Here is a 12,697-nt window from a genome sequence, read left to right as displayed (position 1 = left end):
TCAGTCGCGGGAACTTAGTCCGCGCGCCCGGCAAAATTGTCGCAACGCCGGAACATGCGTCCGCACTCGTCGTTTCGATTGGACCGTTTCAACAGGGAGAAACACATGTTTGCGAAATCCATCACGGCCGGCTTGCTCGGCACCGCATTGCTGGCGAGCGCCGCGGTCGCGCAGACTCCGAGCGCCACCTCCAGCGCCCCCGGCGCCTCGCTGTCCTCGACCTCCAGCGCGTCGCATCAGGGCGAGTGGCGCAGCTCGAAGCTGATCGGTATCAACGTCTACAACGACAACAACGAGAGCCTCGGTGAGATCAACGAATTGCTGGTCGATCAATCCGGCAAGATCCAGGCCGCGGTGATCGGCGTCGGTGGCTTCCTCGGCGTCGGCGAGCGCAACGTCGCGATCCCGTTCGAGAAGATCAAATGGGTCAACGAGCCGCTGCGCAGCGCCGCCAACAATCGCCCGGGCGGCGACGCCGCCGGCGGCAGCGCGGCGCCGAGCACCACGATCGGTTCGGCTAACACCGCGTCGGGCTCGTCGTCCAGCGCGGGCGGCAAGCAGTGGTATCCTGATCATGCGGTGTTCAACGCCAGCAAGGACGAGCTGAAGGCGCTGCCGGAGTTCAAATACTCGACCTGATCGGCATCGCTCAGTAGTGTTACGGGGCCGGGCGGCTTTGCTGCCCGGCCTTTTTATTTATTGCATGCATTAAGAGGCATGGGAGTGGTGACGTGCTAGCGTCGCCGCAAGCAACAGGGGCAATTCATGACTGAACCGACGACGGCGACCACACGGCCGCACCGCATCGTGGTGGCCGGCGGCGGAGCCGGCGGGCTCGAACTGGTCACCAAGCTCGGCGACACGTTGGGCAAGCAGGGCCGCGCCAAGGTGACGCTGGTGGAGCGCTCGCGCACCCATCTGTGGAAGCCGCTGTTGCATTCGGTGGCGGCCGGCAGCCTGCGCCGCTCGCAGCACGAATTGAACTATCTGGCGCAGGCGCATTGGCACAATTTCGTCTACCGCTATGGCGAGGTGGTCGGGCTCGACCGCGCTAACAAGCAACTGAAACTCGCCGCGATGTTCGACGAGGAGGGCCGCGAGATCACGCCCGCGACCGCGGTGCCCTACGACACGCTGGTGATGGCGATCGGCAGCGTCACCAATGATTTCGGCACCCCCGGCGCCGCCGAATTCGCGGTGCCGCTGGAGACCCCGGAGCAGGCCAGCCGCTTCAACCGCCGCATCGTCAACGCCTGTTTGCGCGCCAATGCGCAGCCCGACGGGCCGCGGCCGGGGCAATTGCATATCGCCATCATCGGCGCCGGCGCCACCGGCACCGAACTCGCCGCCGAGTTGCACCACACCGTGCGCGACGTGGTCGGCTACGGCATGGACCGCATCGATCCGTCGCGCGACATCCATATTGTGCTGATCGAGGCTGGCCCGCGGATCTTGCCGGCGCTGCCGGAGCGGATCTCCAACGCCACGCTCGACCTGTTGACCACGCTCGGCGTCGAGGTGCGCGCCAACGCCCGCGTCGCCGAGGTGCGCGCCGACGGCGTGGTGCTGTCGAGCGGCGAAATCATTCCGTCGGAACTGGTGGTGTGGTCGGCCGGGGTCAAGGCGCCGGATTTTCTCGCCGGTCTCGACGGGCTGGAGACCAACCGGATCAATCAGCTCGTGGTCGACACCACGCTGCGCACCACGCGCGATCCGAATATCTTCGCGATCGGCGATTGCGGCTCCTGCCCGCGGCCCGGCTTCGATCTGCCGGTGCCGCCGCGCGCGCAGGCCGCGCACCAGATGGCGACGCACATCATCCGCCATATCGAGCCGATCATGGCGGGCGAGCCGATCCCGCCGTTCGAATATCGCGATTTCGGCTCGCTGGTATCGCTCGGCAAATATTCCGCGGTCGGCAATCTGATGGGCTATGCGATCGGCCGCAGCATGTTCATCGAGGGCATGTTCGCGCGGCTGATGTATCGATCGCTGTACAAGATGCACGAGGCGGCGCTGCATGGCCGTTCTACGGTGTTCTGGCGCGCGATGCTGTCGACGATCTCGCAGCGCCCGACGCCGAGCGTCAAGCTGCATTGAGGGCACGGAAGCCCGAGCATTTGCAGGTCACAACCGCGCAGCTTTGGAGAGCGTAAACCCAAAGCTCAGATATGCGGTCAGTTCGGCGTCGAACGAAGGCAGCAGCGGAGCATTGGACTTCGAGGCCTCCGAGAGTCTCGCCGCCAGTCGATTGGTCGATTCGCGAAACGCCGAATATAGCTCGCCGATGCTCTTAGGAAGCTCTCGCCTGAACGCCACCTCGAAATAGCGTTGCAGCGAAATTCGTTCAGTTGGTTGCAGAGCGGCGTAGTTAACCGGGACCACCTCCAAGTTCTTGATGTCCACCTCCTGCATTTGTTGGGACGCGGTGGAAAGCAACGATACTGCGACGTCTAACGTTTCACGTCGTGCAGCCAACTGGCCCAGTTCGCTTTTCTCCAACGCCTCGAAGATCTTCTGGATCGATTGCAGGGCCCTGGCGCTGGCCTGTCTGGACGCCTGCTCGGTGCGAGGATTTTGCGGATCGATGATATTGGCGAACTCGCCTGCGGTCGCGCAACTCGGCGCTGCGACGGCTATCCAGGATGCAACAACGACGTGACTGGCTTTAAGGCGCATCTCCGCACCACGCTGTTTTCATTGATTTGTGAGTTTCGCTGATCTGGTCGTTGGCGAGCAACGTGCTCCAGCCGCTTGCGACCGCCTTGTTGCGCATGAATCCGCAGAAGTCCTTCTGAATGGACGTTACGAATTCATCGGAAAGTCCATTGATCCGGCTCTGCCTGAAAACCGATCCGTAGAAATTCAGCATGAGCCACAGCTTGTCGACGAATTCTGTGTCCGAGGGATCGACCGTGCTTTGCCGGAGTGTCGCTCTGAACTTCGCATCGCCCATGATTTTCGAGATGATTTCCCGGGCGTCCTTTTGCACTTGATAGGTGTTGCTGGCCCTGAGCGTCTGTTCAGTTCGCGTCAGTTGCGTGAAAGTCAGATAGAAACCCACCAGGCCGATCAACACGCCGAGCACGGAGGTCACCGCGCTGATCTCGCTCTTTCGTAACCTCAGAAAGGCGCAAAGGCGTCTCATCGTACAACCCGACAAGCTTCGAGACCGATGACGCTTCCCGCCATCAGCGCTCATTCTTGATTGAGCACGACCTTGTCCGAAAACCCGGATCCAGCTTTCGCGATCATGCTCTCGTGACGGTGAATACAACCAGAGGTTAGATGGGTTGCGAGGCGCTTTCAAGTGGGGTTGTTGGCGCGTCACGCCCTTTGAGACTGACCTGCTGCGTTGCAGTTGCGTAGCTACAATTTCGGCAGCGCGGTCACGGTGACGTTCAGGAAGCCGTCGGCGGCAGCGGTGACGCGAAGCGTGGTGGAATCGAACGACAGCGCGGTGAGCCGCAGGCTGTCGATCTCCGAAGCCACCCGCAGCCCTTCCTCGTTGAGATGATAGTCGGCGATCATGGCGCCGATCCGGCGCTGCAGATTGCTGGCGAACGGCTTTAAGTCGAGCACCGCGCGATCGGCCAAGGCCTGCTGCAACAGCGGCATCGCGGCGCGGCTGGCGCCGCCGAGCAACCCGAACGCCGCCTCGGATTCCACCGCGAGTTCAAGATTGGCGAGCCGCAGCGTCTGCTGCGCGGCGTCGAGCACCGGCCGGCCCCAGATGTAGATGGTGGCGTCGCCGCCGAAGCCGAACAGGCTCTTCTTCTCCCGGGCGTTGACCGACAGCGCGATCAGCAGCCGCTCGCCCGAGGCCTGCACCGAGGCGTGCTTGACGGTGACCTCGACGGCGCCGGAGCCGTCCTCGGGAAACGTCTTGTTGGCGAGCTGGGCTTCGAGAATGCGGTCGATCTCGGTGTACGGCGTATCGATCGGCACCGCGATCGAGACGCCTGCGGCCTCCGCCGGCACGATGCCGAGCGTCGCCGGGAACGGGCAGTCCGGCTTGGTCTGCGCCGCGGTCACTCTGGTTTCGGCTTCGATGCCGAGCGTCAGCGTCACCGCGCTGCCGTCGACCTTGGGCTGCGCCGTGAGCGCACGGGTCGGGCGCAATTCCAGCCACAGTCCCTGCACCGCGATGCCCTGCAGCGGGATCGAGCGGCACATCCGGCTCCATTCGCGCCGCGCGTTCTGCTCCAGCGTGGCGTCGTTGCGGATCCGCTGCTGCAGCGAGGCGAGCTGCTCGTTGACCGCCTTGTCGATCATCGGCTTGACCTGCGCCGGCACGTTGACATGCATGCCGGCGACCGCCACCGAACTGTCGCCGAGCGAGACCTGCGCGGTGAGATTGGGTTCGACCCGCCAGTTCTGCGTCACCGTCGGCCGCGCCGCCATCATGATCGCGCCCTTGATGTCGGCGTTGGCGTGAAACGATTTGATGTTGACGCCGATCTGCGCCGCGGCCTTGCCGCCGAGCAGCTTGCCGAGCACGTCGTTGACCGCGCCCTTGGCGTTGCCGTTGAGCGCGCCCTTCACCGCCAGCGTGCCGCTGATCGGCGCTGCCAGCCCGAGCTGGTTCTGCGAACCGGCGGCGGTGATGGCGCCGCGCGCCGCGGTCCAGTTGATGTCGGCGTCCTGCAACAATTGCGGCATCGGATTGGGCGCCTTGCCGGCGAAGTTGCGCGGCGCCGCGCGCTCGGCGACGTCGCGGATCGCGTTCAGCGTGATCGACACCGGCACCACGATGGTCGAGGTCCGCGCCGCGGGCAAGGCCGGCAGCGGCGCCAGCGGCGGCGCCTTGGTCTCGACGACGCGCGGCGACAGCCGGTCGAATGCGGTCAGCGCGACGGCAAACGACACGGCCAGCACGGCGACCGTGAGCAGGATAAGTTTCAGACGCATGGGGACCCCGGGGATTGAGCCCGGCGAGACTATCGCCGTCAAGCGTGCCGCGCCAGCCGCGCCGACGTGATCGTCGCCGCGCTGCGAGGCAGCTATCACAAATGCGTCGGGGATAAGGCGGCACCGCTGGCAGAGCGATGTCGAGAGTGGTCGGGCGGCGCGTGGCGCGCCGCCCTGATCGAACGGCGATCAGCCGCGGCTGCGGTCGATGGCGTCGGCGCGCCGCTCGATCGGCAGCACCACCACCTTGGTGCCGACGTTGACCCGCGCATACAGATCGGCGACGTCGGCATTGGTCAGCCGGATGCAACCGGAGGAGACGCGGGTGCCGATGGTTGCGGGCGCGTTGGTGCCGTGGATGCGATAGATCGAGCCGCCGAGATACATCGCGCGGGCACCGAGCGGATTGCCGGGACCGCCGGCCATGAAGCGCGGCAGATAGGGCTGCCGCGCGATCATCTCGGCGGGCGGGGTCCAGTTCGGCCATTCCGCCTTCCTGGTAATCGGCTGTACGCCGGACCAGGTGAAGCCGTCGCGGCCGACCCCGATGCCGTAGCGCATCGCCCGTCCATTGCCGAGTACCAGATAGAGATAGGTGTTGGCCGTATCGATCACGATGGTGCCTTGCGCCTCGCGGGTGGTGTAGCTCACCACCTGGCGTCGCAGCCGCGCCGGCAGTTCGTTGCTGATGGCGGCATTCTCGTCGTCCTGCGGCGCGAGCTGCGGCTGCGGCGCCGGCGGCATCGGTTGTTGCAGCATCGGCAGCGGCAGGAACGGAAACAGCGGCAGCGGCGCGGCCTGCGCCGGGCCGGCGAGCGCGGCCAGACCCAGCGCCGCCGCAGCGAGCGAGGTGGCGGCGCGGCGCAACGTGGTGCGATCGGTAAGCTTGCTGGCAGCGAGTTTGATCATGGCCGGTCTCCGTTTTGCGCGTCCCGTGAGCGCCGTTGCGGCACTTCGTTGGTTGCAGCGATAGCCGGCGATGGTTTCCGGAGATTGTCGTCGATCCCGGCAAATGGTTTCATTGCCGGCGAAATTGTGTCGTCGCGGCCGGCTTTTCACCAACAATGTTGCCAGGAGCTATTCAGGATGCCGCTGCATTGCGCCGGATAAATTAGCCAATGCATCATCCGACACGGCGCCACATCCGACACCGGGCGCGGAGCTGCGCGACCGCCGCGACGGGCCGCGGTCGGCCGCACCATCTGGCGGTGTCGTAAAGCAACGTGAAGCCGTGGTGCCGGGTCGATCGGGGGCGTCGCCATGCCCCACAGCGACGGGCCTGACGCCTGGTTGCTTTGTTGTAATAATACAACAATGGCGCGAAAAAAGGCGGCCGGGCGAGTCGATTGACCGGCCGCGGCCTCGGTGATTTTCCGTAAGCGACTGTTTGTAAGCAAAAATTTCAATTTGTGGCGCGCCGGCGCGCAAGCGGTTGCATAGTAGTGCTTCGTAGAACTACTAGTTGCAGAGCCGGGAGTTTGCCTTAAACGAATTGTTAACAGGCGACCATTCTCGGCGAGGGAAATGCCATCACGCGTGTCTCTCGCCCGCTGCCGAAGCCCGATTATGAGGTGCCAGATAATGACCGTTGACCCCTCCTTGCGACCCTCGCAATCGTTGCTGCGCCGGCGACGCGGCTTGCTGGCCTCGGCGTCCGCGGTGGTTTTGGCCGTTTGTCTGTTCAGCACCGCGGCCAGCGCGATCGATGTCGCCAGCCAGGCCGATTGGAACACCGCGGTCGCAGCCGTTGCCGCGGCTGGAACGGGCACCACCACGACGATCAATATCGTTAGCGGCTTCACGCTGACCAGCTCGCTGTCGCAACTGCAGGCCAGCAACACCGGCGTGATCGTCAACATCACGGGCAACGGTCAGGCGATCGACGGCGCCTCGACCTATCAGGGCATCCAGGTCAACGGCGCCAATGCTCTGACGGTCAATATTTCCAATCTGTCGGTCGCCAATACCAAGGCGACCGGCGGCACCGGCGGAAACGGACAGAACGGCTATTACAGCAGCGGCCTGTCCTATGGCTCCGGCGGCGGCGGCGGCGGCGGTCTCGGCGCCGGCGGCGGTCTCTTGGTCGGCAGCGGCGCCAGTGTCACGTTGGCCGCGGTGACGTTTACCGGCACTACCGCGCAAGGCGGCGCCGGCGGCGCCGGCGGCTCGGCGCAGAATGGCGCCTCCAGCGGCACCGGCGGCAATGGCGGCGCCGGCGGCACTCTCAACAACGCCGGCGTGGTCGGCGGCGGCGGCGCCGGCGGCAGCGGCGGCAACACCGGCACCCAGGGCACGGCCGGGGCGGCGGGAGCGGCGTTCGGCGACGGCGGTGGCGGCGGCGGCGGCTCCGGCACCACCAACAGCAACTCCTACACCTCGAATAACCCTGGCGGCTCCGGCAATGCCAACGGCGGCGCCGGCGGGCAGGGCGGCGACGGCGCCACCAACGCCAGCGGCTCTGGCGGCCCGGGGCCGGGCGCCGACGGCGGCAACGGCGGCGTCGGCGGCGGTGCCCGCGGCGGCGCGATCTATGTCGCCACCGGCGGCAACCTGACCATTCTCGATACCCCGATCAGCGGCGCCGCGACCACCGGCGGCGCCGGCGGCACCGGCGGCGTCGGCATCGGTCCGAGTGCGATCCCCGGCGGGGCCGGCAGCACCGGCAGTACCGCCGGCGCCGGCATCTTCCTCAGCGGCGTGATGGCCAATATCGGCGTGTCGGCGGGCAACGTCACCTATGCCAACACCATCGGCGGCACGGGTCTGACCACGGGCGGCGTCAACACCGCGATCACCAAGCTCGGCGCCGGCACGTTGACGCTGTCGGCGGCCAACGACTTCACCGGCAACATCAACATCAACGCCGGCACGGTGTCGATCGGCGCCACCGGCAATCTCGGCAACCTCGCCAATGACGTGGTGATCTCCAACGGCGGCACGCTCGCCGTCACCGCCACCACGACGCTAGCCGCGGCGCGCGCCTTCAGCATCGCCGGCTCGGGCGGCATCGACGTCGCCAGCGGTACCACCACCACCCTGCAGGGCGTGATCGGCAACGGCGCCTCGGCCGGCTCGCTGGTCAAGAGCGGCGCCGGCACGCTGCTGCTGTCGGCGGCCAACACCTACACCGGCGCCACCACGGTCAACGGCGGCACGCTGCGCGCCGGCGCGCTGAATGCGATTCCGAGCGGCACCGCGATGACGGTGGCGAGCGGCGCCACCTTCGACCTCAACGGCTTTGCGCGCGTGCTCGGCTCGCTGGCCGGCGCCGGCACCGTCAGCAATGGCGGCGGCACCGCCGCCGCGCTGACCACCGGCGGCAACGGCACCGACACGGTGTTTTCCGGCGTCATCCAGAACGGCGTCAATGCGGTGTCGCTGACCAAGAACGGTTCCGGCACGCTGACGCTTGACGGCACCAACACCTATTCGGGCGCGACCACGATCAACGCCGGCACGCTGTCGGTGAACGGCTCGATCGCGAGTTCGTCGCTGACCACGGTGAATGCCGGCGCCACGCTGGCCGGCACCGGCAGCGTCGGCACCACCGCGATCAACGGCGGCGTGCTGGCGCCGGGCAATTCGATCGCGACGCTGAGCGTGCAGGGCAACCTCAGCTTCACCGCGGCGTCCACCTACATGGTGGAGGTTTCGCCCACCAGCGCCGACCGCACCAACGTCACCGGCACCGCGACGCTCGGCGGCGCCACCGTCAACGCGACGTTCGCCACCGGCAGCTATGTCGACAAGCAATATACCATCGTCAACGCCACCGGCGGCATCATCGGCAGTTTCGGCACGCTGGTGAACAGCAACCTGCCGGCGGGCTTCCACTCCAGCCTCGGCTACGACGCCAGCAACGCCTACCTCAATCTGGTGCTCGACTTCACGCCGCCGACCCCGCCGCCGCCGACCCCGGAGCCGACGCCGGTCATCAACAGCGGCCTCAACGTCAACCAGGCCAATGTCGCCAATGCGCTCAGCAATTACTTCGCCCGCGCCGGCAGCATTCCGATCGTGTTCGGCACGCTGACCCCGGTCGGACTGACCATCGTTTCGGGCGAATCCGCCACCACCGTGCAGCAATCCACCTTCAACGCCATGAATCTGTTCCTTGGGGTGCTGACCGATCCGTTCGCGGTCGGACGCGGCGTCGATCCGTCGAGCGGCGCCACGGCGTTCGCCGATGCCGCGGGCGATCGCGGCGCGGCGCGCGGCGCCTTTGCGATGGCCACCAAGGCGGTGCCGCGTCCGCTGTCGCGGCCGGTGTTCGAGCCGCGCTGGAATGTCTGGGCGGCGGGCTTCGGCGGTTCGCAGACCATCGACGGCAACGCCGTCGAGGGCTCCAACCGCGCCACCTCGCGGCTGGCCGGCACCGCGGTCGGCGCCGATTACTGGTTGTCGCCGGCCACCGTGGCCGGCGTGGCGCTGGCGGGCGGCGGCACCAATTTCGGCGTCGACGGGTTGGGCAGCGGCCGTTCCGATCTGTTCCAGGCCGGCGCTTTCATCCGGCATCAGCGCGGCCCGGCCTATCTGATCGCCGCCGCCGCCTATGGCTGGCAGGACGTCACCACCGACCGCACCGTGGCGATCGGCGGGCTTTCGCAATTGCACGGCGGCTTCAACGCCAACGCCTATTCCGGCCGGCTCGAAGCCGGCAACCGCTATCTGCTGCCGAATGTCGCCGGCTTCGGCGGCATCGGTCTGACGCCCTATGCGGCGGCGCAAGTCACCGCCTTCGATCTGCCGGCCTATGCCGACCAGGGCCGTCTGGGCCCCACCACCTTCGCGCTGGATTATGCTGCCAAGACCGCCACCGCGACCCGCAGCGAACTCGGGCTGCGCAGCGACAAGTCGTTCGCGCTCGCCGCGGCGCTGCTGACGCTGCGCGGCCGCGCCGCATGGGCGCACGAATTCGACATCGACCGCAGCGTCATCGCCACTTTCCAGACCCTGCCGGGGGCGAGCTTCGTGGTCGGCGGCGCCGCGGTGGCGCGCGACGCGGCGCTGACCACGGCGCAGGCGGAACTGAGCTTCGCCAACGGCATCTCGCTGTCGGCCTCCTTCGAGGGCGAATTCTCCGACGTCAGCCGCTCCTATGCCGGCAAGGGCGTGGTGCGCTACGCCTGGTGAGCGCGGGGGCAACGCCGGGCCGCAAACGTTCGTTTACCTTCTTGCGTCAGGGTGGCGGCAGCACCCCTCCGACGCGAGAGAACGCCCGTGACCAAGCTCAAATACCTGCTCGCAGCCATCGCGGCGCTGGCGTCGACCTCGGCACTCGCCGCCGACTATATGGCGGCGCCGTATCAGCCGCGTTATGTGCGCCGCGCGCCGCCGCGGGTGTATTACGCAGCGCCGATGCCGCGGATCCCGCAGGCGCCGCCGGTGCTCTGGGTGCAGGCGCCGCCGAACTACGTCCGGCATCTGGTTCCGGTCTATGGCTGCGGCGGCTGCGCCGACGGCTACGCCTCGGTGGGCGAATGGCAGCAGACCCCGCCGCCGGGACCGTTCGATCGCTTCGTCGACGATTACGGCTACTGATCGCCAGCCGAACGGTGTTGCGACGGCGCGACGAATTGTAGCGCGTCGTTACGGAGACGAAAAATCTGCTTATGCCGCCGCGCGTAGTTGCATCATGCTAAGCGAGGCGTCGTGATCTGCGGGGCGCCGATCGCGCGAGATGAACTGCCTTTGCGCCGCAGCAATTTCGAAATTCCATTTCGTTGACGGAGTTACCGCCCGGTCTCATCAATGCAGCAGATCTTTGCTGCAATCGGGGGACCGCGATGTCGACGACCAACAACAAGGCGCTGATCAACCGCCGTTCGCTGCTACGCGGCAGCGCCGCCGCGGCGTTGGCCGCGCCGCTCGGGGTGTGGGGCGCCAATGCGCTGCCCGGCCGCCCGGCGCCGGCGATCGACTTCTCCGAGTTTCCGGTTTGCCGCGCCTCGTCGGAGGCGCCGGCGCCGACCGGCGCGCCGCGCAAGCTCAGCATTTCCTGGAACGCCAATGCGATCTGCGGCGTCACGCTGCCTGTGGCGATCGAGCACGGTTTCTTCCAGAAGCAGAATCTCGACGTCGAGCTGGTGAATTTCTCCGGCGCCACCGATCAGTTGCTGGAGGCGATTGCCACCGGCAAGAGCGACGCCGGCATCGGCATGGCGCTGCGCTGGCTGAAGCCGCTGGAGCAGGGCTTTGACGTCAAGATCGTCACCGGGACGCATGGCGGCTGCCTGCGCGCGATCGCGCCGGCGAAATCCGGCATCAACAAGGTCGCCGACCTCAAGGGCAAGGCGGTGGCGGTCGGCGATCTCACCGGGCCGGATAAGAACTTCTTCTCGATCGAGCTCGCCAAGCAGGGCATCGACCCGATCACCGAAGTTGAGTGGCGGCAATATCCCGGCAATCTGCTGCGGCTCGCGGTCGAGAAGGGCGAGGTGCAGGCGCTGTTGGCGTCCGACCCGATCGCCTATCTCTGGCTCAAGGACGGCGAGTTCAAGCAGATCGGCTCCAATCTCGACGGTCCCTACAAGGACGTTTCCTGCTGCATCGTCGGCGTCCGCGGCAGCCTGATCCGCGACGAGCCGCAGGTCGCGCGCGGCATCGCGGTCGGCTTGCGCGATGCTGCGATGTTCATCACCCAGAATCCCGACAAGGCCGCGGCGTCGTATCTGCCCTATGCGCCGAAGACCGCCACTGAAGAGGATCTGCAGGCGCTGGTGCGCTACCACACCCATCATCACCACCCGGTCGGCGATCAGTTGAAGCGCGAGCTGAAGGGCTACGCCGACGACCTCAAGCTGGTCTCGGTGTTCAAGCCGTCGACCGACACCGCGAAATTCGCCGAAAGGATCTATGCCAATGTCCTCGGTGTCTAATTCCGAGCTGGCGTTTCCGCAGTCGGCGGAGGAGGGCGCGGCATTCGAAGGCGGCGGCTTGTCGCAGTTTTCGACGTTGCTGGCAGCCTCGACCGGGCTGGCCGCGGGCCTCGCCTGGGCGGCGTTCGGCGTGGTGTCGCTGGCCTGGCCGGACGTCGAAGCCGGCGACTGGTCGCAGACCCGCAATGTCGGTTACGCCGGCTTTGTGATCGCGGCGCTGATTGCGGTGCTCAGCGTCGGCGCGCCGTGGTTCGGCGCGGTCGGGGCGGGTGCGCGCAAGCGCGCGCCGTGGCTGCTGCTGATCGGACTGTTCCTGACGGTGTGGGAATTGGCGACGGCAAAGTTCGGTTGGCTGCCGCTGCCGTTCTTTCCGCCGCCGCAGGCGATCGTCGAGGTCTACACCGACGACCTGCCGAAGCTCTCGGCCAGCGTCTGGGCCTCGGTCAAGCTGCAGCTCGGCGGCTACGCGATCGGCGCCATCCTCGGCTTCATCACCGGGGTGTCGATCGGCTGGTCGCTCGCGGTCGGCTATTGGGTGCATCCGATCCTGCGCTTCATCGGCCCGCTGCCGGCCACCGCCTGGCTGCCGATCGCGTTCTTCACCTTTCCCTCGAGCTGGAGCGCCTCGACCTTCCTGATCGCACTGGCCACCGCATTTCCGGTTACAGTGCTGACCTGGTCCGGCGTCGCCAGCGTCAGCAACGCTTACTACGACGTGGCGCGCACGCTCGGCGCCAAGCCCTGGTTCCTGGTGCTCAAGGTGGCGGTCCCGGCGGCGCTGCCGCACGTCTTCGTCGGGCTGTTCATGGGGCTCGGCGCCTCGTTCGCGGTGCTGGTGGTGGCGGAGATGATCGGCGTCAAGGCCGGGCTCGGCTGGTACTTGCAATGGGCGCAGGGCTGGGCCGCCT

At 66.8% G+C, this 12,697-nt stretch carries 10 protein-coding genes; 6 read left to right on the top strand and 4 right to left on the bottom strand.

Annotation, left to right across the window (positions count from 1 at the left end; translation table 11 throughout):
• The first annotated feature begins 105 nt into the window (after positions 1-105).
• Both VGC77_RS22585 and VGC77_RS22580 read left to right on the top strand, forming a co-directional pair.
• Positions 106-639 (top strand): PRC-barrel domain-containing protein, encoded by a 534-nt coding sequence (locus VGC77_RS22585; protein ID WP_331173798.1) that lies wholly within the window; start codon positions 106-108, stop codon positions 637-639.
• 126 nt (positions 640-765) lie between these two features.
• Complete coding sequence (locus tag VGC77_RS22580) at positions 766-2,100, top strand: NAD(P)/FAD-dependent oxidoreductase (protein WP_331173797.1); 1,335 nt, start codon at positions 766-768, stop codon at positions 2,098-2,100.
• 27 nt (positions 2,101-2,127) lie between these two features.
• On the opposite strand, the gene VGC77_RS22575 is transcribed toward VGC77_RS22580, so the two are convergent.
• The 4 genes from VGC77_RS22575 to VGC77_RS22560 form a co-directional block, all read right to left on the bottom strand.
• Positions 2,128-2,679: a hypothetical protein gene (locus VGC77_RS22575; RefSeq protein ID WP_331173796.1), complete on the bottom strand. Its 552-nt coding sequence runs from the start codon at positions 2,677-2,679 to the stop codon at positions 2,128-2,130.
• On the bottom strand, positions 2,669-3,097 hold the full coding sequence (locus tag VGC77_RS22570; RefSeq protein WP_331173795.1) for a hypothetical protein: 429 nt from the start codon (positions 3,095-3,097) through the stop codon (positions 2,669-2,671). Before VGC77_RS22570 ends, VGC77_RS22575 begins: the two co-directional genes overlap by 11 nt.
• Before the next feature lie 272 nt (positions 3,098-3,369).
• On the bottom strand, positions 3,370-4,911 hold the full coding sequence (locus tag VGC77_RS22565) for a DUF4403 family protein (protein ID WP_331173794.1): 1,542 nt from the start codon (positions 4,909-4,911) through the stop codon (positions 3,370-3,372).
• A gap of 189 nt (positions 4,912-5,100) precedes the next feature.
• Positions 5,101-5,820 carry a L,D-transpeptidase gene (locus VGC77_RS22560; protein ID WP_331173793.1) on the bottom strand — a complete coding sequence of 240 codons (720 nt, stop codon included), beginning with the start codon at positions 5,818-5,820 and terminating at the stop codon, positions 5,101-5,103.
• Between the two features lie 672 nt (positions 5,821-6,492).
• On the opposite strand from VGC77_RS22560, the gene VGC77_RS22555 reads away from it, so the two are divergent.
• From VGC77_RS22555 to VGC77_RS22540, 4 genes are all read left to right on the top strand, one after another.
• On the top strand, positions 6,493-10,044 hold the full coding sequence (locus VGC77_RS22555; protein ID WP_414709711.1) for an autotransporter outer membrane beta-barrel domain-containing protein: 3,552 nt from the start codon (positions 6,493-6,495) through the stop codon (positions 10,042-10,044).
• 87 nt (positions 10,045-10,131) lie between these two features.
• Positions 10,132-10,452 carry a hypothetical protein gene (locus VGC77_RS22550; RefSeq protein WP_331173791.1) on the top strand — a complete coding sequence of 107 codons (321 nt, stop codon included), beginning with the start codon at positions 10,132-10,134 and terminating at the stop codon, positions 10,450-10,452.
• A gap of 245 nt (positions 10,453-10,697) precedes the next feature.
• Complete coding sequence (locus VGC77_RS22545) at positions 10,698-11,789, top strand: ABC transporter substrate-binding protein (RefSeq protein WP_331173790.1); 1,092 nt, start codon at positions 10,698-10,700, stop codon at positions 11,787-11,789.
• A partial coding sequence (locus VGC77_RS22540) for an ABC transporter permease (RefSeq protein ID WP_331173789.1) occupies positions 11,773-12,697 on the top strand: 925 nt, incomplete at its 3' end. The genes VGC77_RS22545 and VGC77_RS22540, both read left to right, overlap by 17 nt.

The sequence above is a fragment of the Rhodopseudomonas sp. genome (assembly GCF_036404135.1).
In the GTDB taxonomy this organism is placed as follows: Bacteria; Pseudomonadota; Alphaproteobacteria; order Rhizobiales; family Xanthobacteraceae; genus Rhodopseudomonas_A.
The sequence above is the reverse complement of the archived record's forward strand: the minus strand, read 5'-3'. Positions and strand labels throughout refer to the sequence as shown.

Coding starts and splice junctions, on each gene's coding strand:
- VGC77_RS22585 (WP_331173798.1), top strand. CDS start 106: ATGTTTGCGAAATCCATCACGGCCGGCTTGCTCGGCACCGCATTGCTG.
- VGC77_RS22580 (WP_331173797.1), top strand. CDS start 766: ATGACTGAACCGACGACGGCGACCACACGGCCGCACCGCATCGTGGTG.
- VGC77_RS22575 (WP_331173796.1), bottom strand. CDS start 2,679: ATGCGCCTTAAAGCCAGTCACGTCGTTGTTGCATCCTGGATAGCCGTC.
- VGC77_RS22565 (WP_331173794.1), bottom strand. CDS start 4,911: ATGCGTCTGAAACTTATCCTGCTCACGGTCGCCGTGCTGGCCGTGTCG.
- VGC77_RS22560 (WP_331173793.1), bottom strand. CDS start 5,820: ATGATCAAACTCGCTGCCAGCAAGCTTACCGATCGCACCACGTTGCGC.
- VGC77_RS22555 (WP_414709711.1), top strand. CDS start 6,493: ATGACCGTTGACCCCTCCTTGCGACCCTCGCAATCGTTGCTGCGCCGG.
- VGC77_RS22545 (WP_331173790.1), top strand. CDS start 10,698: ATGTCGACGACCAACAACAAGGCGCTGATCAACCGCCGTTCGCTGCTA.